Raw genomic sequence first — 20,256 nt, forward strand, 5'->3', positions numbered from 1 at the left:
GGCTGATCATGATCAGCCACGACCTGTCCGTGCTCGCCGCCACCTGCGAACGCATCGCCGTCATGTACGACGGGCGGATCGTCGAGGAAGGCCCCAGCGCCGAGGTGATGGGCTCGCCCGAGCACGAGCACACGCGAGCGCTCGCCGCGGCGTTCCCGACGGTCGGCGACCCCGTGTCCCGCTTCGCCCCGGCCACCAGCAACCCGCTGCCGCCCGAGCCCCCGGACCGGGTGGCCGGAGAGCCGCTGCTGGCCGCGGAGAACCTGCGCGTGTCCTTCCGCGACCGCACCGGCAAGCGCATCGACGCCGTCGCCGGCGTGGACCTCACCGTGTCCCGCGACGAGATCGTCGCCCTGGTCGGCCAGTCCGGCTCCGGCAAGACGACCCTCGCCCGGACCCTGCTCGGCCTGCAGAAACCCGACTCCGGCGTGGTCCGCTACGCCGGGAAACCGGTACCCACCGGCGGTGCCGGGCTCAAGGCCTACCGCCGTCAGGTCCAGCTCGTCCTGCAGGACCCCACGAGCGCGCTGAACCCGGCCCACACCGTGTACGAGGCCGTCGCCGAGGGCCCGCGGATCCACAAGCTCGACGACGAGCGCGCGGTCGTCCACCGGGCCCTGGAGGCCGCGGAACTGCGGCCGGCGGAGAAGTACGCCGACCGGCTCCCGCACCAGCTCTCCGGCGGCCAGCGCCAGCGCGTCGTCATCGCCGGCGCCCTGGCGCTCGAACCCTCGGTGGTGGTGGCCGACGAACCGGTCGCCTCGCTGGACGCGTCCGTGCGCGGCGAGATCCTCGGGCTGCTGCTGCGGCTGCGGCGCGAACTCGGCCTCGCCGGCCTGGTGATCACCCACGACCTGGGCCTGGCCTGGAACATCGCCGACCGCGTCGCCGTGATGTACCGCGGCGAGCTCGTCGAAACCGGGACCGTCGAACAGGTCCTGCTCGACCCGCAGCACGAGTACACGAAGTCCCTGCTGGCCGCCCTGCCCGGCGGCACCGCCCAGCGCCGCACCGTCGAAACCTGATACTGCGGGAACTCCGCACGAGCGCGGTGTGTAATCTCCGAACGGAAATGGCGACCACCACCGACCCCGCACAGACGCCCTCGACCGGACTGGCCGAGCGGCTCCGCGTGCCCTCGCGATTCCCCTACCGCACGATCGCGATGGGCACCGTCGGCAGCACCCTGCTGATGATCGCCGCCCTCGGCGCCGGCGGCATCCTGATCAAGGACCCGGTGCTCGGCCACGGCCCGCTGTCCTGGGTCCGCTACGGCCACGGGCGCATGCTCGCCAACGCCGTCCTCTACACCGGCTTCGGCATGGTCGTGTGGGCGTGGGTCCGGCTCGGCCGTTACGTGCTCGCCGGCCGCATCGGCAGCCGCCCGATCCTGGTCGCCGCGGGCTGCTGGATGGCGCCGCTGCTGGTGTCACCGCCGCTGTTCACCCGCGACGTCTTCTCCTACCTCGGCCAGGGCGCCCAGCTGCTCTACGGGCTCGACCCGTACGCCAACGGCCCCGCCGAGCTCGACGTGCTGCCGAACGTGGTGCAGAACGTCCACCCGCTCTGGCAGACCACCCCGGCCCCGTACGGGCCGCTGTTCCTGCTGATCTCCAAGGGCGTGGTCGCCACCACCGGCGACAACATGATCCTCGGCGTCATCCTCATGCGCGTCGTGCTGCTGGTGGGCCTGGCGGGAACGCTGTGGGCGCTCCCGCGGCTGGTCAAGCACCTCGGCGGCAAGCTGCCGGTCGCGCTGTGGCTCGCGGTCGCCAGCCCGATGATGGTCATCCACCTCTTCGGCGGCCCGCACAACGACCTGATGATGCTCGCGTTCCTCACCATCGGCGTCCTCGCCGCCCTGGAACGCAAGCACGTGCTCGCGGTCGTCCTGGTGACGATCGGCATGCTGATCAAGCCCACCGCGGCGATCGCCCTGCCGTTCATCGTCTGGATGTGGGCCAACCACCTCACCGGCGAGTCGAAGGTCCGCAACTTCCTGCGCGCCGGCGCGGCCTCGGTGGGGCTGTTCCTGCCGGTGTTCGTCGCGGGCACGTGGATCTCGCTGGGCTCGCTCAACCTGGGCTGGTGGTCCGGGCTCAAGGCCCCCCAGCTGATCGCGAACTGGCTGAACATCCCGACGGGCATCGGCGAGGTGTTCTACAACCTCGTCCACCTGATCGTGGACGTCCAGGTCTCCCCGTTCGTGACGGTCGCCCGCGCGGCGGGCATGCTCCTGCTGATCGGCTTCGGCGTCCGCCAGTGGTGGCTCGCCCGCGGCGGCGGCACGGAGGCGGTCTACCGGGCGGGCATCTCGCTGCTGGCGGTGGCGATCCTGATGCCGCCGACGCTGCCGTGGTACCTGACCTGGGGCTTCGTGCTCCTGTCGGCGTTCAAGTGGCAGCCCCGCCACCTGGCGCTCGTGGTGGCCGTATCGGTGTTCGTGACGCTGGTGTACTACCCGACGGGCGAGCAGGCCCTGTACGACTGGTGGTTCATCGCCGGAGTCGTGCTGGCGAGCCTGTACGCGGCGGCTTCACTGCTGCGGCCGGACCCGCTGGGCATCATCGACGCGTGGCGGCGGCCGGAGAAGTTCCTCCGCGACTAGAGCATGTCTGACAATGTCTTGGTCCAAGTGACCACGGCATGCAGGACGACCGCTGATCGGTAGACGATGGCGAGCTTGTCGTAGCGAGTAGCCAGGCCACGCCATTGCTTGAGCAGGTTGAACTGTCGTTCGACGACGTTGCGGCCGCGGTAGTCAACCGCGTCGAAGGCGGGCGGGCGGCCGCCGCGGGAACCGCGGCGTTTGCGGTGCCCGACCTGATCGGCTGGTTCAGGGATCACCGCGATGATGCCGCGGTCGTGTAAATGTCCGCGGATCGCGCGCGAGGAGTAGGCCTTGTCGCCGCGGACACGGTCGGGCCGGGTCTGGGCCCGACCGTGTCCGACCCGACGGATCGCCAGATGCCGCATCAGGTGCGGGAACATCGGCGCATCCCCGGCCTGACCGGGACCGACCAACGTCACCAGCGGGCGGCCGTTGCCGTCGACGAGGTGGTGCACTTTGGTGCTCCAGCCGCCGCGGGAGCGGCCGATCGCATGGTCAGGCGGCTCGGTCAGCAGATCCGTGTAGTTCGACCCAGCCCCCTATGCGGCGGGTGATGTTGGTGGCGTGCTGATGCGCCCGCGCAATCGTGGAATCCACCGACACCGACCAGTCGACCAGGCCGGCCGCGTCGGCGTCGGTGAGCAGGCGCTGTAGCACCGTGTCCCAGGTTCCGTCACCGGCCATCCCCGGTACGGACCGGAAGCAGGTCCTCGATCAACGCCCACTGAGCATCCGAGAGCATCTGAAACCGCGACACGACAGGCAGCATCCCAGCCACCAGCCGAACCTTTGTCAGACACGCCCTAGGCCCCGGCCCAGCCACGCCAGGTGTGCACCTCCGTGACGACCACGGCGTGCTCCGGCGGCCGCGCCGCGTACTGCTCGTACTTCGCCACCAGCCATGACACCGGCCCGGCCCGCTCGTCGTCCGGCAGCACCCGCGCGACCCCGTCCGCCCGCGCCCACCACAACCGCGACCAGTCCTCGTCGTAGCCGTCGGCCAGGAAGCACACCGCGGGATTCGCCGCGATGTTGCGCAGCCGCCGCAGGGCCGTCGTCGACTTCGGTTTGTGGTCCACCGCGAACGCCACCACGTCGCCGTGCACCGCGAACGTCACCGGGACCAGGTGCGGCACCCCTTCGGCCGACACCGTCGCCAGCCGCGCCACCCGGGCCGCGGCGAACCGCTCCCGGGCCTCCGCCGGCGTCATGTCAGCGCGGGGGCGTCGAACGTCAACGTCCCCAGGTCCGCGTCCAGCGTCACCGGCACCCCCAGCGGCAACGTCGGCGACGACGCCACGTGCCCGAACCCGAACTCCTCCACCAGCGGCACCCCCAGCGGCACCAGCCGGTCCACCATCAGCGCCCGCACCTCCGCAGCCGCCCCGCACGCCGCCCACGAACCCAGGACGATCCCGCGGACACCGGCGAACCAGCCGCTGCGCAGCAGCTGCGTCAGCAGCCGGTCCAGGCGGTACACGCTCTCCGTCACGTCCTCCAGCAGCACGATCGCGTCCCGCGCCGAGCCGTGTTCCGGCGTGCCGATCCCCGACGCCAGCATCGACAGGTTGCCGCCCGTCAGTACCCCCGACGCCCGGCCCGGCACCAGCGCCGACCCGCCGCGGACCACCCGGTTCAGCTCCGGCTCGAACAGCGACCGCCGCAGGTGCTCCACCGCGAAGTCGTCGAACAGCACGCTCGCCGGCATCGGGGAGAACAAAGTGGACAGTCCCAGGTGGACGTCCACCGCCCGGTGCAACGCCGTGATGTCCGACGACCCGGCCAGCACCTTCGGGCCCGCCGCCCGCAGCACCGGCCAGTCCACCAGGTCCAGCATCCGCTGCACGCCGTACCCGCCCCGCGCGGCCAGCACGCACCGCACCCCGGGGTCCAGCCACGCCTCGGTGAACTCCGCCGCCCGCGCCGCGTCCGTTCCGGACAGGTACGGCGGCACCCCGGGCGAAGAACGCACGCACGGCCCGATCCGCACCTCCACGCCCCAGCCGCGCAGCACCGGCAGCGCCTTCTCCAGCAGGTCCGCCGGCACCGGCCCGGCCGGCGCCACCAGGGCCAGCGTGTCGCCGGCCCGCAACCGCGGCGGCCTCACCGGGACAGCTCCAGCCGCGCCACGCCCGGCGTCTCGAAGCCGAACACCTGGCCGTAGAACGACAACTCCGCCTCCAGCGCCGCCACGATCGTCCCCGCCTGCCGGAAGCCGTGCTGCTCGCCGGCGAACCGCTGGTAGGCGTACGGGATGCCGCGCCCGGCCAGCTCGGCCACGAACCGGTCGGCCTGCTCCGGCGGGCAGATCCGGTCCTCCAGCCCCTGCTGGAACAGCACCGCCCCGGCCAGCCCGCCGACGTTCGACAGCGGCGAGCGCTCCCCGTACCGTTGCTCCGCCGAGGGCAGCGGCCCGACGAGCCCGTCCAGGTAGCGCGACTCGAAGTCGTGCGTGTCCGCGACCCACCCGGCCAGGTCCAGCACCGGGAACATCACCGTGCCCGCCCGGTAGGTCTTCGTCGTCGTCAGCGACGCCGCCGCGGTGAACCCGCCCGCGCTGCCGCCCCGGATCCCCAGCCGGTCACCGTCGGCCAGCCCGGCCGCCACCAGCGCCTCCGCCACCGCGACGCAGTCGGCGACGTCCACCACGCCCCACTGCTCCCGCAGCCGCTCGCGGTAGGCGCGCCCGAAGCCGGTCGATCCGCCGTAGTTCACCGTCACCACGCCGATGCCGCGGCTGGTGAAGTACGCGATCTCCAGGTCCAGCTCGGCGAAGTGCTGCCCGGTCGGGCCGCCGTGGACGTTCACCAGCAGCGGCGGCCGCTCGCCCTCGGGCGCCGCGAAGTCCGGGTTCCGCGGCGGGTACAGCACCACCGGCACGGCCTCGCCGTCCGGCGTGCTGAACACCCGCTCCTGCGGCACCGGCAGGAACGTCGCCGGCAGCTCCGGCTGCGGCGTCAGGTCCGTCACCGCGCCGTCGGGGGCAACCCGCACGACGGCGGACTCCCGAGCCGGACCGCCCGCGACGCCCACCACCGCGTCACCGAGGACGGCGAATCCCGTCGAAGACCAGGCCGTCAGCTCGTCGGCCACCGGCGTCACCGAGCCGTCCGCTTCGTCGAGCACCGCCAGCCGGCCCGCGGACAGCACCGCGTGCCGTCCGCCGCCCAGCGGGGCGAACCACCGCGACCCCGCCTTCCACAGCGGCCCGCCGAGCTCCTGCTCCACCGGCGCGAGGTTCACCACCGCCCCGTCCAGGCCGACCCGGTGCAGGTTCCACCAGCCGCCGGGATCCATGAGCGCCAGCAGCGCCGACGGCGTCTCCCACTCGACCTGGCACACCGAGACGTCCGCACCACCGGCCAGCACCCGGTGCGGCCCGAACGAACCGTCCCCGGCGACCGGAGCCACGCACAGCTCGGTGCCGTCCCACGGCATCAGCGGGTGGTCCCACCCGAACCAGACCGCGTGCCGGCCGTCCGGCGACAGCTTCGGCACGGTCAGGAACCGGTGGCTCGCGGCCAGCACCCGCTCGCCGCCCCCGTCCACCGCGATGGCCACCAGCTCCCGCTCGACGTCGGTGGGACGCGGACCGGTGCTGCGCTCCCGGACCGCCCACACCTCACCCGGCCGCCCGGCCCGCAGATCGCCGTAGCGGACCCCCTGCGGCTGCGCGGGGGACGGCGTGAGCGCCACCACGCCGATTTCGCTCTGCGCGTACACGCGCTGATCGGGCCAGTGCGTGAACACCACGACACCATCGGCCACCGCCCACGGCCGGCCGCCGTACTCGTGCAGCCGGTTGCGGACGTTCCACGGGGCCGGCAGCACGTCCTCGGTACCGCCCGGCACCGCCCGGACCAGCGCGACCCGGCCTTGTTCACCCGGCCGCCCCTCGGCCCACCACACCTCGTCCCCGACGACGTCGAGCCACTGCGGGCCGCCGCCGGCGGCGGCCACCTCGGCGGCGGTGATGGGCGAAGACCAGGTTCCGTACGGGGAGATCCGAGACACCCCCCGAGGCTAGCGGCCCGCGAACGGTGGGGCGGCGGATGCCGATCATGCGCCGGTGGCCTAGGGTCGTCAGTGCTATGTCTCGCGTAATCCACGTCTTCCGCCAGCCGGATCGGTTCGTCACCGGCACCGTCGGCGAGCCCGGCGATCGCACGTTCTACCTCCAGGCCTCCGAGGACGTGCGCACCATCAGCGTCGCCATCGAAAAACAGCAGGTCGTCGTCCTCGCGGAGCGCCTGAGCTCACTGCTGGAGGAAGTCGCCAGCCGGTTCGGCGCCGACGTCCCCGACGACGCCCCCGAGGACCTCGTCGACCTCGACCCCCTCACCGTGCCGGTCGAGGAGGAGTTCCGCGTCGGCACCATGGGCCTGGGCTGGGACGCCGACAGCAGCGCGGTCGTCATCGAACTGCTCGCCATCACCGAGGGCGAGGTCGACGAAACGGTCGTGCTCGACGACACCGAGGAAGGCCCGGACGCCGTCCGCGTCTTCCTGTCCCCGGCCGCCGCCCGCGCCTTCGCCGAGCGGGCCGACCGCGTCGTCAACGCCGGCCGCAAGCCGTGCCCGCTGTGCGCCGAGCCGCTCGACCCCACCGGGCACATCTGCCCCCGGCAGAACGGCTACCGGCGCGAGACCGACGCGGGCGAAGACTGACCATGACGCCCGCCCCGGCCGACCCCGCCTCCCGCGAACTCGTCACCCACGGCCGCATCGACGTCGAAGGCCGCCTGGTCGACGCCTCCAACGTCACGCTCTTCTGCGCCATCGAGCTCGACGGCGTCACCGGCCGGGTCGTCTACAAGCCGGTGTCGGGGGAGCGGCCGCTGTGGGACTTCCCCGACGGCACCCTCGCCGGGCGCGAGGTCGCCACCGCGATCATCGCCGACACGACCGGCATCGGCGCGATCCCGCCGACCGTGCTGCGCGACGGCCCGTTCGGCCCCGGCATGGTCCAGCTGTGGGTCGAAACCACCGAGGACGACCTGGTCGAAGTCCTGCCGCCCGACGAGGTCCCCGACGGCTGGCGCCCGGTGCTCAACGCCCACGACCGGTTCGGCGAACCCGCGGTGCTCGCCCACGCGAACCACCCCGGGCTGCGCGACCTCGCCGTGCTCGACATCATCGCCAACAACACCGACCGCAAGGGCGGGCACCTCCTGCCCGGCGTCGACGGCCGCGTCTACGGTGTCGACCACGGCATCTGCCTGCACACCGACCCGAAACTGCGGACCGTGCTGTGGGGCTGGATCGGCGAGCCGCTGCCGCCGGACACCGTCGAGAAGCTGCGCAAGCTGCGCTCGGAGCTCGACGGCGGCCTCGGCAAGACCCTCGCCGAGCACATCACCAAGTTCGAGGTCCGCGCGCTGGCCGAACGCACCGACGTCCTGCTCGCCGAGGGCATCTTCCCCGAACCGGGCGACGACTGGCGGGCGATCCCGTGGCCCCTCTTCTGATCGACGACGCTGCGCGCGGCCGGCTCGTCGGCCGCTTCGGCGCGGAACTGGCCGAACCCTGGTGCGATGGCCTCCCGGACCTGGTCGCCCGGCTGACCGCGAAGTGGCGGCTGACCGTCCGCGAGGCCCGGCCCGGGAACACCGGCCGCACGTTGCTGTGCACCGGCCCCGCCGGTGACCTGCAGGTTCTGAAGCTCACCCCGGACCCCGAGGTCGCCCGGCTCGAGTTCGCCGGGCTGCGTGCCTGGCGCGGCTGCACCCGGGCGGTGCAGGTGCTGGACACCGACCTCGGCGCCGGGGCGATCCTTCTCGAAGGCCTCGTGCCCGGCACCGAACTGCGCGGCCGGCCGGTCCCGTGGCCGGAGATCGGCGCGCTGCTCACCGAACTGCACGCGGTCGCCCCGCCGCCCGGCCTGCCACCGCTGACCGACCGCGTGACCTTCATGTTCGACATCACCGAACGCACCGTCCCGGGCTCAGCGGCCGAAGCGAACCTGACCCCCGGACTCCTGGCGCGGGCCCGGAGCCGGGCACTCGCCCTCGCCGAAGACGGACCGGTCGCGGTCGTGCACGGCGATCTGCACCCCGGCAACGTCCTGGACGCCGGCCCCCGCCGCGGCGTGGTCGCCATCGACCCGCGGCCGAGCGCCGGCGACCCGGCCTTCGACCTCGCCGACTGGCTCTACCTGCCGTTGGCCGCCGGCGGCACCCTCGACGAGGGCCTCGAGGCGCTCCGGCCGCACCTGCCCGGCCTCGATGCCGGCCGCGCCCGCGCGTGGTGCGCCGCGCTGGCTCCGCTGGCCGCCCACCCGCCACTGCGCCGTGGTGAGCGCACGCCGTTCACCGATGCCCTGCTGGAGATGGCGCGCTGACCGGCGTGGCATGACGCTCCCGAGCGTCCGAGCGCACTAGGTTGCCTGGTCGTGCGCCCCCATTCCTATGACGACGTGCTCGCCGGCCCGCGCCGCAAGAAGGTGCCCGAGGTCCCCGCCGAACCCGGTCTCGTGGTCGAGGACGCGGCCGGCGGCTACTGCGGCGCGGTGGTGAAGATCGAGTACGGCAATGTCGTGCTCGAGGACGCCAAGGGCCGCCACCGCGTGTTCCCGCTCCTTCCCGCCGGGTTCCTCCTGGAGGGCAAGCCGGTGACGCTGGTGCCGTACCGGGCCCCGGCGAAGGCGGCGGCCCGGCAGGTCTCGGCGTCCGGGTCCGTCCGCGTCGAAGGCCTGAAGGCCCGCGTCGCCCGCGACTCGCGCATCTGGGTCGAAGGCAAGCACGACGCCGAGCTCGTCGAACGCGTCTGGGGCCACGACCTGCGCGTCGAAGGCGTCGTCGTCGAAGCCCTCGACGGCGTCGACGTGCTCGCCGACCGGATCGCCGAGTTCGGCACCGGCCCCGGCCGCCGCCTCGGCGTCCTGGTCGACCACCTGGTGCCCGGCAGCAAGGAATCCCGGCTCGTCGAGGCCGTCCACGACGCCAACGTGCTGGTCACCGGCCACCCCTACATCGACGTCTGGGAAGCCGTGCGGCCCGAAGCCGTCGGGATCGAGGCCTGGCCGAAGATCCCGCGGGGGACCGAGTGGAAGCAGGGGATCTGCGACGCGCTCGGCTGGGGGCAACCTTTCGAAGGCTGGCAGCGTGTGCTGAGCGGGGTGAGCAGTTTCCGCGACCTCGAGACCCCGCTCATCGGGGCCGTGGAACGGCTCATCGACTTCGTCACCGAACCGGCGGAAGAGGACTGAATGTCCGTTTTGTCCAAGGTCACGCGAAGGTTACGTCCCGTCACTGCGCCGGTGCGAACCGGCGCGATCTGAGAGCATGAAGCCATGTCCTGGGCACTGGTCTGGTTGATCGTCGCGATCGCCCTGATGATCGCCGAAGTCGTCTCCGGCGACTTCGTGCTGATCATGCTGGGGGTCGCCGCGCTGTTCGGCGCCGGTGCCGAGGTCCTCAGCGGGAACCTGGTCATCGACGTCGCCGTGTTCGCCGTCGCCTCCGTCGGCATGCTCCTGCTCGTCCGCCCCGCGCTCAAGCGGCGGTTCCTGTCCGGGCCGACCCACCACACCGGCATCGACGCGCTGATCGGCGCCCGCGCCGTCGTCGTGTCCACAGTGGATGCCGAAGCCGGCCAGGTGAAACTGGGCGGCGACGTCTGGTCGGCCCGCAGCCTGGGGGAGCACCTGCCGCCCATCGCCCCCGGCACCGCGGTCACGGTCGTCGAGATCTCCGGCGCCACCGCCGTCGTGTCGGCCGAGCCGTGAGCCTCGGACTCGTCATCGTCGGCGAAGGCCACGCCGCGGTGCTCGAACGCGGCGGGAAGTTCCGCGCCGTCCTCGGCCCCGGCCGCCACGTCGTGCTCCCGTTCGCCGACCGCGTCCGCGCCCGGTTCGACCTCGGTGACCAGATCCTCTCGGCCCCGCCCCGCCCGGTCGAAGCCGGCGACGGACAGGAGGTCCTCATCGGCTTCGAAGTCGTCTTCGCGGTGACCGACCCGCGCCTGGCCACCTACGAAATCGCCGCCCCGGGACTCGCGATCGAGCAGCTGACCCGCACCGCGCTGCGGCAGGAAGCCGGCCTGACCACCGCCGAGCGCGCCGTCACCGCGCCCGGGGACCTGCACCGTACAGTGTGGACGGTCCTGCACGACACCACCGGCCGCTGGGGCATCACCACCAAGGAACTGCAGCTCGCGGTGAGCCCGCCCACCGCACCCGGAACGCCGTCAACCGCGCAAGAATGGTACTAGGTAAGGGGAAATTCTCTTGACCGGATTTGTGATCGGCCTGGTCATAGCCTTGGCCTTGCTGGTGATCATCACGATCGCCAAGGCGGTCATGGTGGTGCCGCAGGCACAGTCGGCCGTGATCGAGCGGCTCGGCCGGTTCCGCACGGTCGCCTCGCCCGGCCTCAACATCCTCGTGCCGTTCCTGGACAAGGTGCGCGCCCGGATCGACCTGCGCGAGCAGGTCGTCTCGTTCCCGCCGCAGCCGGTGATCACCGAAGACAACCTGACGGTCTCGATCGACACCGTCGTGTACTTCCAGGTCACCGACTCGCGCGCGGCGGTGTACGAGATCTCCAACTACATCGTCGGTGTCGAGCAGCTGACCACCACCACGCTGCGCAACGTGGTCGGTGGCATGAGCCTCGAGCAGACCCTGACCTCCCGCGACTCCATCAACACCCAGCTGCGCGGCGTGCTGGACGAGGCGACCGGCCGGTGGGGCATCCGCGTGAGCCGGGTCGAGCTGAAGGCGATCGACCCGCCGCCCTCCATCCAGGACTCGATGGAGAAGCAGATGCGCGCCGACCGCGAAAAGCGCGCCATGATCCTCACCGCGGAAGGTCAGCGGGAGTCGGCGATCAAGACCGCGGAAGGCCAGAAGCAGAGCCAGATCCTCTCCGCCGAAGGTGCCCGCCAGGCGACCATCCTCGCCGCCGAGGCCGAGCGCCAGTCCCGCATCCTGCGGGCCCAGGGTGAGCGGGCCGCGCGTTACCTGCAGGCGCAGGGCCAGGCCAAGGCGATCGAGAAGGTGTTCGCCGCGATCAAGGCCGGCCGCCCGACCCCGGAGGTGCTGGCCTACCAGTACCTGCAGACGCTGCCGCAGATGGCGCAGGGCGACGCGAACAAGGTCTGGATGATCCCCAGCGACTACGGCAAGGCCCTCGAAGGCTTCGCCCGCGCGCTCGGCGCCCCCGGCGACGACGGCGTGTTCCGGTACGAGCCGCCGAAGGACGACGACGTCCCGGCCAAGCCCGACCTCGAGGACGAAGAGGTCTCCAGCTGGTTCGAGACCAAGAGCGACCCGAAGGTCGCCGAGGCCGTCGCGGCCGCGGAAGCCGTGGCGCGCAAGGAGGTCCCGGCGATCGGGGCGCCCTCGTCGCCGCCCGCGCGCCCGTCGATCCCGCGCCCGGCCCAGCAGCAGCCCGAACCGGAGGCCGACGAGGACCGCGGCACCGAGGCCGTGCCTCCGCCGCAGCAGCCGTCGACGCCGAAGGGTGGCCAGCCCGCGCTGCCGCAGCCGCAGGCCCCGGCCGGCCCGCCGCCGGGTGGCCAGTACCAGGGCCAGCCGCCGCAGGCCCCGCCCCCGGGCCAGTACGGCGGCCCGCAGCAGCAGAACCCGGGCACCGGCCCGTTCCCGCAGCAGCCGCCGTTCGGTGGCCCGCAGGGCGGCCCGCGCCGCTGACGTTCGCGTGACGAGGGGCCTCCCACCGGCTGCGGTGGGAGGCCCCTCGTCGGTTGTCAGCGCTGATAGACGCTCACGTCGTCGATGTCCGCTTTGGACCGGTCCTTCAGCGCGATCACGCACGCGACGGTGACCACCGCGGACAGGATGATGTAGCCGGAGATCGCGTACGGGGTGCCGGTCGTGTGCAGCAGCCACGTCGCCAGCAGCGGCGCCGGCCCGCCGGCGAACACCGACGCCAGCTGGTAGCCCAGTCCCGCGCCGCCGTAGCGCAGGTGCGTCGGGAAGCTCTCGCCGATCAGCGCCGCCTGCGGGCCGTACTGCAGCGCGTGCGGGACGAACGACACGACGACCGCGACGAACACCAGCGCGTGGCTGCCGTGCGCGAGGATCGTGAAGTACGGGAACGCGATCAGCGCGGTCAGCACCGACCCGCACAGGTACACCCGCTTGCGGCCGAAGGTGTCCGACAGTGCGGAGAACAGCGGGATCAGCGCCAGCTCGCACGCCGCCCCGACGAGGACCGCGTTGAGCACGAAGGTCTTGCCGAACTCGTGCCGCGACACGACGTAGATCAGCACGTAGCTGGTGAACAGGTAGAACGGCATCTGCTCGCTGAACCGGACCCCGGCCGAGAGCAGGATCTCCCGCCAGTGGTGCCGGATCGCGTCGAGCACCGGCGTGCGCGCGGTCTGCCGGTTCTCGACGAGCTTGGCGAACATCGGTGTCTCGAGGATCTTCAGCCGGATCACCAGGCCGACCGCGACGAGCGCCAGGCTGAGCAGGAACGGGATCCGCCAGCCCCACGAGTCGAACGCCTCGGGGGAGAGCGTCGCCGACAGCAGCGTCATCCCGCCGGTGCCCAGCACCAGCCCGACCGGGACGCCGATCTGCGCGAAACTGCCGAGCAGCCCGCGTTTGCGCTGGTCGCCCCACTCCATGGCGAGCAGCACCGAGCCGCTCCACTCACCGCCGATGGCGATGCCCTGCACCAGCCGCAGCAGCACGAGGATCAGCGGCGCGGCGATGCCGATCGCCGACGTCCCGGGCAGCATCCCGACGACGCCGGAGGAGATGCCCATCAGCAGCAGCGTGACGATCAGCGTCGCCTTCCGCCCGATCCGATCGCCCCAGTGCCCGAAGATGGCCGCCCCGACCGGCCGCGCGGCGAACCCGACCGCGTAGGTGGCGAACGACTGCATGGCACCGGCGTAGGCGCTCGACGCGGGGAAGAACAGGTGCGGGAAGACCAAGGCCGCCGCGGTGTTGTAGAGGAAGAAGTCGTACCACTCGATGGTCGTGCCGACCGCGCTCGCCAGCGCTGCCCGCCGTACCTGCACTCTGCTGTCCGCCGCCACCTTGTGAGTGACGCCGTTGTCTCCCAGAACCATCTCGCAACACCTCCGGTGACCGATGTCACACAACAGTGTGACGCCCGTGGACGATTTCGGCGATCGATGACCCGTTTCTCGTCCAGTCGGTGACCGGGTACCGGAAAAATCGGGCGGGCCGCGAGCTGCCCGCACTGTCGGAGCCCAGGATCAAGCCGCCGAATGGCTGCTGTCGACCGGCCCGGCTGAGCCCGTCCGGGAGGCGGAGGCGCGGCGCCCGTCCCGAAGAGCCCAAAGGTCGAGCGGATACAGCCGCGTCGGGGCCGACCAAACTTGCCGATTGGGCAAGTTTGCAGATTCGGCAAAGTTCTGTACGGTGGGTTCATGGACACCGACCGCGCCGGCCTTCGTGAGCGCAAGAAGCGGGAAACGCGCATCGCGCTGAGCTGGGCGGCGATCCGGCTGACCGTCGAACGCGGCTTCGACAACGTCCGGATCGAAGACATCGCCGCCGAAGCCGGGGTGTCCACCCGGACCTTCAGCAACTACTTCGGCAGCAAGGGCGAAGCCATCGTCGCCCGGCACCACGACCGGGCGCGTGCCATCGCCGCCGCCTTGCGGGAACGGCCGGCCGGGGAACCGATCTGGGACGCCCTCACCCGCGCCGCGCTCGAGGGGTTCGCGCTCGGCGAGCCCGTCCCCAGCGGGCAGGCCGCCGACCGGAGCTGGGTTGAAGGGCTGCGGCTGATGGTCGCCGAGCCGGCCCTGCAGGGTGAGTTCCAGAAGGCCGGCGCGGCCGCCGAAGCCGAGTTCGCGCTCGCCGTCGCCGAACGCACCGGCACCGATGTCACCCGGGACGTCTACCCGCGGCTCGTCGCGGGCGTCGTCGGTGCCGCCCTCAACGTCGTCACCCAGCAGTGGCTGGTCGCCGATCCGCGGCCGTCCCTCGAAGACGTGCTGCGGGACGTCTTCGGCCGGCTCGCCGCCGGCCTGCCCGAACCCCGCTAGACCGCTGCATCCGAAGGAGCGCCCGCCCGCCGGGCTGCTTCGCCATGCCCAAAAGGAGTTCTGATGGAAGACGTCGTCATCGCCGGAGCCGGCCCCAACGGCCTCATGCTCGCCTGCGAGCTCGCCCTCGCCGGCGTCCGGCCGCTGGTCCTGGAACGGCTGCCCGAACCGACCACCGAGAACCGCGCCAACGGCCTCGTCGGCCAGGTCGTCCGCCTCCTCGACCGGCGCGGCCTGCACCAGCGGCTCGCCGGCCCGATCGCGCCGCCCGTGCCGGCGTTCGTCTTCGGTGGGCTGCGCCTGGACCTCACCCTCGCCGAACGCAATTCGCTGAACATCCTCGGCGTGCCGCAGCGGCGCGTCGAGGCGATGCTCGGCGAACGCGCCGCCGAACTCGGCATCGAGGTCCGCCGCGGCCACGAGCTCACCGGCCTCACCCAGGACGCCGACGCGGTCACCCTCGACGTCGCCGGACCCGATGGCCCGTACCGGCTCGGCACCCGGTACCTCGTCGGTGCCGACGGCGGCCGCAGCGTCACCCGCAAGCTCGCCGGCATCGGCTTCCCGGGCGTCACCGAGGACCGCACCCTGTCCTTCACCGCGAACACCACCGTGCCCGCGGAATTCGCCGACGGGGAATCGGGTGGCCTGCGGGTACCGGGCCACGGCGTCATCCCGCCGTTCTTCCACTACCGCACCGAGGTCGGCCTGTTCGTGTTCGCGCCGTTCCCGGCCGGCCCGCTGATCAGCACCATGGAATGGGCCGACGGCCCGGAGTCCGAAGACGAGCCGCCGATGACCCTCGACGAGCTGCGCGCGAGCGTCCGGCGCGTCCTCGGCTTCGACCTTCCCCTCGGTGAGCCCGAAGGCGACGGGCCGCACCTGCTGCGGCGGCTGCGCGGGCGCAACACGAGGCTGGCCGAGAAGTTCCGCGAAGGGCGTGTCCTCCTGGTCGGCGACGCCGCGCACGTCCACTCCGCGATCGGCGGTCCCGGGCTCAACCTCGGGCTCCAGGACGCCGTCGGCCTCGGCTGGAAGCTCGCCGCCACCGTGGGCGGCCGGGCGCCGTCCGGTCTGCTCGACACCTACGAGAGCGAACGCCGGCCGGTCGCCGAGCGCGTCGTCATGCACACCCAGGCCCAGTCCGCGCTGATCAGCCCGGGCCGCGACGTCACCGCGCTGCGCGAGCTGTTCGGCGAGCTGCTGCGGCTGCCGGGCACGGTGCAGCACGTCGCCGACCTGATGTCCGGCGCCGACGTCCGGTACGAGACGGGCACCGACCACCCGCTCGACGGCCGCTGGGCTCCCGATCTCGTACTGGCCGACGGCACCCGGCTCGCCGACCTGACCACCACGGCCCGGCCGCTGCTGCTGGACTTCACCGGCTCGCTCGGTGACGAGCTGCACGGCTGGGCCGACCGGGTCGACCTCGTCCAGGGCCACGCGGAAGGCGAGGCGACCGCGCTGCTCATCCGGCCCGACGGGTACGTCGCCTGGGCGAGCAGTGCGGCGGAGCCGGACGACACGGAACGCAAGACCCTGCGGGCGGCCCTCGAACGGTGGTTCGGCGACCCGCTTGACGCGTAGGAGATCTCCTACGTATTGTCGGCGGCATGACGATCACCCACGTGCAGTTCCTGACCCTGCCGGTCGCCGACCACGCCCGCGCGCGGGAGTTCTACGTCGGCAAGCTCGGCTTCGAAGCCCTCGTCGACCGCCGCACTCCCGAAGGCGGCCGGTTCGTGCTGGTCGCGCCGAAGGGGGCGAAGACCGGCGTGGTGCTGACCGACCAGCAGGTCACCGGGGTCGAACCGGGGCCGCGGCACTTCCAGCTGCAGACCACCGACGTCGACGCCGAGGTCGCCGCGCTGCGGGCGGCCGGGGTCGAGGTCGCCGATCCGGACGAGCGGCCGTGGGGCCGGGCGACGTCGTTCCAGGACGTCGACGGCCACACGATCGGCCTGCTCGAGCCGTCGGACTTCGGCGCCGTGCCGCGCTGATGCCGGTCAACGACGACGTCTTCGCCGCCCTCGCCAGCCCGGCGCGGCGCGAAGTGCTGCGGCTGCTGCTCGACGGCCCGATGCCCGCCGGCGCCATCGCCGAACGGTTCGAGATGGCCCGGCCCAGCCTCTCGGAACACCTGCGGGTGCTGCGCGAGGCGGGCCTGGTCACCGAACAACGCCAGGGCCGCCACCGCGTCTACCGCCTCGACGCGGCGCCGCTGGAGCAGGTCGCGGACTGGCTGACCCCGTACGAGCGCTTCTGGCGCACCAAGCTCGCCAACCTGCGCGCCCTGCTCGACGAAGAGGAAGACCTGTGACCGACGACGACCCGGCCGCGATCCACGTCGACCAGTTCCTCGCCCACCCGGCCCGCAAGGTGTGGCGCGCACTGACCGAACCGGACCTCCTCGAGCGCTGGATCAACATGCCCAACGACATCAAACCCGTGGTGGGGCACCGGTTCGAGCTGCTGGCCGAGCCGGTGCCCGCGGCCGGGTTCGCCGGCGGCCCGGTGGCGTGCGAGGTGCTGGAGGTCGAGCCCGAACGCAAGCTCAGCATCCGCTGGGGTCCGCAGTGGACGGTGACCTGGCGGCTGGAGCCGGAGGGCACCGGCACCCGGCTGTTCCTCAGCCACGAAGGGTTCGACCCGGACGACGAGTTCCAGCGCGTCTCCCGCCGGATCATGGGCGGCGGCTGGCGCTCCCACGTGCCGCGGGCGCTGGCCCGGCTGCTGGACTCCCTGCCCGGATGACCCCCGTTACGATCGGCTGGTGACCCCCGCCGCCGCTGAGCCCGCCGAGTCGAAACCGCTGCGCGCCGACGCCCGGCGCAATCGGGCGCGGGTGCTGGAAGCGGCCGAGAACGTGTTCGCCGCCAAGGGCACCGGGGCGCCGACCGAGGAGGTCGCCCGCGTCGCCGGTGTCGGCATCGGCACGGTGTTCCGGCACTTCCCGACGAAGGAGGCGCTGCTCGAAGCGGTGCTCTTCGCGCGGCTGAGCCGGTTCGTCGACGAGGCCGAGACGGCCGTGGCCGCCGAGTCCGCCGACCCGGGCAGCGCGTTCTTCACGTTCCTCACCAGCTGGGTCGAGATGTCGAGCGCGAAGAACGCCTACTTCGAGGCGCTCACCGCGGCCGGGGTCACGGTGCCGGTGGCGAAGACCGACATCGGCGCGCGGCTGCTCTCGGCCCTCGGCGTGCTGCTTTCGCGCGCGCAGTCGGCGGGCGCGGTCCGGGCCGACCTCGTCGTCGGCGAGCTGATCCCGGTGATCATCGGCGTGGCGCGGGCCGCCGAGTACGCCGGCCCGGACGCGGCCCTGCGCTACCGGGCCGTCGAAATTCTCTTCGACGGCCTCCGCCCGTCAGCGGGGGACCGGCGCTGAATCCACCGGTGCCAGCGTCGGGCGCTTCGCGGTGAGCGTGTCCCCGGAGGACTCGCCCCTCACCCGCCGCCGCACCCACGGCAGCGCGTGTTCGCGCGCCCACTGCAGGTTCTGGCTCCGGCGCGCGGCCGGGCTCAGCACCGCACGCGGCGCCGGTTCCGGCTTGACCAGCGGATGCTCCACCTCGAGGACCCGCAGCACCTCGATGGCGACCTCGGTGTGCCCGAGCGCGTTGAGGTGCAGGCGGTCCGGCGCCCAGAACCGGCGGTCGCACAGCTGCCGCATCGACCACAGGTCCACCAGCAGCGCACCGTGGCGGGCCGCGATGCCGCGCACGAGCTCGTTGTAGATGGCCACCCGGCCGCGGATCGCGCGGAACAGCGGATCCTCGACGCCGTCGACGCCGGTGAACAGGACCAGCCGGGCACCGGTCGCCCGGATCTTCGCCACCGCGGCTTCGTAGTCGACCATCAGCGCGTCGATGTCGACCTTGGGCCGCATCAGGTCGTTGCCGCCGGCGTAGAGGGTGACGAGGTCTGGTGCCATCGCCAGCGCGGGCTCGAGCTGCTCGCCGAGGATCTGCGGCAGCAGCTTGCCGCGGATGGCGAGGTTGGCGTACCGGAAGTCCGGTTCCCGGGCCGCGAGCTGCTCGGCGACGCGGTCGGCCCAGCCGCGGACGCCGTTGGGGGCGGCGGGATCGTCGTCGCCGACGCCTTCGGTGAACGAGTCCCCCAGAGTCACTAAGCGCTTGCTCATGTGTCCAGTGTAGGCAGAGCCGGACCGGGTGGTGCGTGCCACCTGGGGCGGCACGCACCACGGCCGGCTCAGGCGCAGACGCCGCCGAGCGTCGCCCACTTGTGCGCGGCGATGTTGTGCCAGATCGACTCGCCGTGGCCCTTGGCGCCCCCGCTCCAGTCGAAGGTCAGCCCGGAGACGTCCGGCAGCGCGTCGCCGTTGCAGACCCCGCGCCACGCGCCGGACGGGCCCGTGCCCCAGTACACGAGGACGTCGTCGAGTGCGCCCGGGTAGCCGTTGTTCCACAGCGACTCGTCCTCGTTCGCGCACGCCCCCCAGTTCGAGGAGTTGCGGCTCCAGCCCCCGCAGTACTCGGTGAACCAGGTGCCGTTGTACGTGTAGAAGAAGCCGTCCGCCTGGGCGGTGGCCGGTGCCGCGGGCGGCGCGGTGGCGGCCTCGGCGGTGACGCCTCCGGCGACCAGTGCCGTGGCGGCGATGGTGACGGCCCCCGCGGCGATCCGGGACTTGCGCATGGTGGTCCTCCCTCGTTGATGGTGCGTTTCCCCCGGGCCTACGAGCCCGGGCGGTCCTGGCGGAGCAGCTCCCGCGCGTGCGGCAGCGCGGCCTGCTGCAGCCGGTGCTGCGTGTCGAGCGCGGCCTGGTACTGCCGGTTCAGCTCGGCTTCGAAGTGCGCGTCCAGCTCCTTGGCGGTGGCGGCGAGCCCGCTGTGCCCGGCACAGGTCGCTTCGGTGACCGCCATGCGCTGTTCGTCGGCGAACGGCGTCGGCTGCTCCGGCCGGCGGGCGCGCAGGTCGGCGGGGCTCGAGTAGTCGTAACCGGCGGAGCGCATGCACGACGACCAGGGGACGAGCGCGGCGGCGAACTTCGGGTCGGCCATGACGCGCCGCACCCGGAGGGACTTGAGGCCGGTGACGGTGGTGCTGGTCTGGAACCACACCTGCGCGTCGCCGTACAGCTCCCGGAAGACCTCGGTCCGGCAGCCCTGGTCGCTGCGGGTCACGGTGACGCCCTCGGGGTCCTGGGCGGTGAGGCCGACCGGTCTGGTGCCGTTCGCGGCGGCCGCGGCCTTCGGACGGCGCTCGGCGGGCAGGCTCCGGAAGTAACGCTGGTTGGGGTCCTCGGCACGGAGAGCGTCCAGCCGCTGCTGGATGTCGGAGCCGTAGCCGTGCTTGCGGGCCCACTCGACGTCGTCGACGACGTACGGGAACTCCCGCTGGTCGGGCACGGACGGCGGTGGCGTGATCCGGTATTCGAAGCCGGCCCGGGCCATGCAGTCGCGCAGCACCAGCTGCTCGGCGTCGTGCAGCACCTGGGCGTCGGGCACCGGGGCCACCGGCTGTGCGGCCGGTGGGGCGGCACAGCCGGCGACGGCGGCCAGCGTGACGAAGACCGTGACGATCGGTGTTCGCTTCATGAGTTCCCCCCTCGGCGCAGAGCATGCGACCGCCGCATTGCGCCGGGGTTGCGCAATCCTGCAATCGCCTGCTCCGGATCGGTTGTCGGCCGTTCGTGTGGAC

The 20,256-nt window shown here is 72.5% G+C and carries 24 protein-coding genes; 15 read left to right on the plus strand and 9 right to left on the minus strand.

Going from position 1 to position 20,256, the window contains the following annotated elements; translation table 11 throughout:
* Nucleotides 1-1,025 (plus strand): ABC transporter ATP-binding protein (locus CCN39_RS13295; RefSeq protein ID WP_143264032.1); only part of this gene is annotated, 1,025 nt, incomplete at its 5' end.
* 47 nt (nt 1,026-1,072) lie between these two features.
* The gene (mptB, locus tag CCN39_RS13300; RefSeq protein WP_086841809.1) at nt 1,073-2,608 is read left to right on the plus strand and encodes a polyprenol phosphomannose-dependent alpha 1,6 mannosyltransferase MptB; all 1,536 of its coding nucleotides are present in this window, start codon (nt 1,073-1,075) and stop codon (nt 2,606-2,608) included.
* Here mptB and CCN39_RS51695 read toward each other — a convergent pair.
* From CCN39_RS51695 to CCN39_RS13320, 5 genes are all read right to left on the minus strand, one after another.
* The gene (locus CCN39_RS51695; protein ID WP_434781102.1) at nt 2,605-3,126 is read right to left on the minus strand and encodes an IS5 family transposase; all 522 of its coding nucleotides are present in this window, start codon (nt 3,124-3,126) and stop codon (nt 2,605-2,607) included. The genes mptB and CCN39_RS51695 overlap by 4 nt on opposite strands.
* Nucleotides 3,107-3,295, minus strand: a complete 189-nt coding sequence (locus CCN39_RS51700; RefSeq protein WP_244210767.1) for a hypothetical protein — start codon at nt 3,293-3,295, stop codon at nt 3,107-3,109. Before CCN39_RS51700 ends, CCN39_RS51695 begins: the two co-directional genes overlap by 20 nt.
* A 119-nt stretch (nt 3,296-3,414) precedes the next feature.
* Nucleotides 3,415-3,822 carry a TIGR03668 family PPOX class F420-dependent oxidoreductase gene (locus CCN39_RS13310; RefSeq protein ID WP_086841811.1) on the minus strand — a complete coding sequence of 136 codons (408 nt, stop codon included), beginning with the start codon at nt 3,820-3,822 and terminating at the stop codon, nt 3,415-3,417.
* Complete coding sequence (locus CCN39_RS13315) at nt 3,819-4,718, minus strand: S66 peptidase family protein (RefSeq protein WP_086841813.1); 900 nt, start codon at nt 4,716-4,718, stop codon at nt 3,819-3,821. Before CCN39_RS13315 ends, CCN39_RS13310 begins: the two co-directional genes overlap by 4 nt.
* The gene (locus tag CCN39_RS13320; RefSeq protein ID WP_086841815.1) at nt 4,715-6,625 is read right to left on the minus strand and encodes a prolyl oligopeptidase family serine peptidase; all 1,911 of its coding nucleotides are present in this window, start codon (nt 6,623-6,625) and stop codon (nt 4,715-4,717) included. The genes CCN39_RS13315 and CCN39_RS13320 overlap by 4 nt, the downstream gene beginning before the upstream one ends.
* A 77-nt stretch (nt 6,626-6,702) precedes the next feature.
* Here CCN39_RS13320 and CCN39_RS13325 point away from each other — a divergent pair, with 77 nt between their 5' ends.
* The 7 genes from CCN39_RS13325 to CCN39_RS13355 all read left to right on the plus strand — a co-directional run bounded on the left by CCN39_RS13325 (nt 6,703) and on the right by CCN39_RS13355 (nt 12,262).
* Entirely contained in the window at nt 6,703-7,278 is a 576-nt protein-coding gene (locus tag CCN39_RS13325; RefSeq protein WP_086841817.1) for a DUF3090 domain-containing protein, read from the plus strand.
* A gap of 2 nt (nt 7,279-7,280) precedes the next feature.
* Nucleotides 7,281-8,078 (plus strand): SCO1664 family protein, encoded by a 798-nt coding sequence (locus CCN39_RS13330; protein WP_086841819.1) that lies wholly within the window; start codon nt 7,281-7,283, stop codon nt 8,076-8,078.
* Nucleotides 8,063-8,950, plus strand: coding sequence for an aminoglycoside phosphotransferase family protein (locus CCN39_RS13335; RefSeq protein ID WP_086841821.1), 888 nt, complete (start codon nt 8,063-8,065; stop codon nt 8,948-8,950). Before CCN39_RS13330 ends, CCN39_RS13335 begins: the two co-directional genes overlap by 16 nt.
* A 51-nt stretch (nt 8,951-9,001) precedes the next feature.
* On the plus strand, nt 9,002-9,817 hold the full coding sequence (locus CCN39_RS13340; protein WP_086841823.1) for a DUF3097 domain-containing protein: 816 nt from the start codon (nt 9,002-9,004) through the stop codon (nt 9,815-9,817).
* 84 nt (nt 9,818-9,901) lie between these two features.
* Nucleotides 9,902-10,336, plus strand: coding sequence for an NfeD family protein (locus CCN39_RS13345; protein WP_086841825.1), 435 nt, complete (start codon nt 9,902-9,904; stop codon nt 10,334-10,336).
* Entirely contained in the window at nt 10,333-10,821 is a 489-nt protein-coding gene (locus tag CCN39_RS13350; RefSeq protein WP_086841827.1) for an SPFH domain-containing protein, read from the plus strand. Before CCN39_RS13345 ends, CCN39_RS13350 begins: the two co-directional genes overlap by 4 nt.
* 88 nt (nt 10,822-10,909) lie before the next feature.
* A complete protein-coding gene (locus CCN39_RS13355) occupies nt 10,910-12,262 on the plus strand; it encodes an SPFH domain-containing protein (RefSeq protein ID WP_434781103.1) in 1,353 nt (450 codons plus the stop codon).
* Between the two features lie 56 nt (nt 12,263-12,318).
* Here the strand turns inward: CCN39_RS13355 and CCN39_RS13360 are convergent, their stop codons facing one another.
* On the minus strand, nt 12,319-13,653 hold the full coding sequence (locus tag CCN39_RS13360; protein ID WP_086841831.1) for an MFS transporter: 1,335 nt from the start codon (nt 13,651-13,653) through the stop codon (nt 12,319-12,321).
* A 324-nt stretch (nt 13,654-13,977) separates the two neighbouring features.
* Between CCN39_RS13360 and CCN39_RS13365 the strand changes: the two genes are divergently transcribed.
* The 6 genes from CCN39_RS13365 (at nt 13,978) to CCN39_RS13390 (ending at nt 17,983) form a co-directional block, all read left to right on the plus strand.
* Nucleotides 13,978-14,601 carry an acyl-CoA-like ligand-binding transcription factor gene (locus CCN39_RS13365; protein ID WP_086841833.1) on the plus strand — a complete coding sequence of 208 codons (624 nt, stop codon included), beginning with the start codon at nt 13,978-13,980 and terminating at the stop codon, nt 14,599-14,601.
* Nucleotides 14,602-14,664: 63 nt separating this feature from the next.
* Nucleotides 14,665-16,188 (plus strand): FAD-dependent monooxygenase, encoded by a 1,524-nt coding sequence (locus tag CCN39_RS13370; protein WP_086841863.1) that lies wholly within the window; start codon nt 14,665-14,667, stop codon nt 16,186-16,188.
* A gap of 26 nt (nt 16,189-16,214) precedes the next feature.
* Nucleotides 16,215-16,601, plus strand: coding sequence for a VOC family protein (locus CCN39_RS13375; RefSeq protein ID WP_086841865.1), 387 nt, complete (start codon nt 16,215-16,217; stop codon nt 16,599-16,601).
* Nucleotides 16,601-16,921, plus strand: coding sequence for a metalloregulator ArsR/SmtB family transcription factor (locus tag CCN39_RS13380; protein WP_086841867.1), 321 nt, complete (start codon nt 16,601-16,603; stop codon nt 16,919-16,921). Before CCN39_RS13375 ends, CCN39_RS13380 begins: the two co-directional genes overlap by 1 nt.
* Nucleotides 16,918-17,355 carry an SRPBCC family protein gene (locus tag CCN39_RS13385; protein ID WP_086841869.1) on the plus strand — a complete coding sequence of 146 codons (438 nt, stop codon included), beginning with the start codon at nt 16,918-16,920 and terminating at the stop codon, nt 17,353-17,355. The genes CCN39_RS13380 and CCN39_RS13385 overlap by 4 nt, the downstream gene beginning before the upstream one ends.
* Before the next feature lie 19 nt (nt 17,356-17,374).
* Entirely contained in the window at nt 17,375-17,983 is a 609-nt protein-coding gene (locus CCN39_RS13390; protein WP_086841871.1) for a TetR/AcrR family transcriptional regulator, read from the plus strand.
* On the opposite strand, the gene CCN39_RS13395 is transcribed toward CCN39_RS13390, so the two are convergent.
* The 3 genes from CCN39_RS13395 to CCN39_RS13405 form a co-directional block, all read right to left on the minus strand.
* Nucleotides 17,963-18,739, minus strand: coding sequence for an SGNH/GDSL hydrolase family protein (locus tag CCN39_RS13395; protein ID WP_208630225.1), 777 nt, complete (start codon nt 18,737-18,739; stop codon nt 17,963-17,965). The genes CCN39_RS13390 and CCN39_RS13395 overlap by 21 nt on opposite strands.
* A 68-nt stretch (nt 18,740-18,807) precedes the next feature.
* Nucleotides 18,808-19,251, minus strand: coding sequence for a hypothetical protein (locus CCN39_RS13400; protein WP_086841875.1), 444 nt, complete (start codon nt 19,249-19,251; stop codon nt 18,808-18,810).
* A 38-nt stretch (nt 19,252-19,289) separates the two neighbouring features.
* Nucleotides 19,290-20,153 carry a hypothetical protein gene (locus CCN39_RS13405; protein WP_086841877.1) on the minus strand — a complete coding sequence of 288 codons (864 nt, stop codon included), beginning with the start codon at nt 20,151-20,153 and terminating at the stop codon, nt 19,290-19,292.
* Nucleotides 20,154-20,256 lie beyond the last annotated feature (103 nt).

Origin of the sequence: Amycolatopsis kentuckyensis, assembly GCF_002155975.1 — a bacterium.
Classification (GTDB): domain Bacteria; phylum Actinomycetota; class Actinomycetes; order Mycobacteriales; family Pseudonocardiaceae; genus Amycolatopsis; species Amycolatopsis kentuckyensis.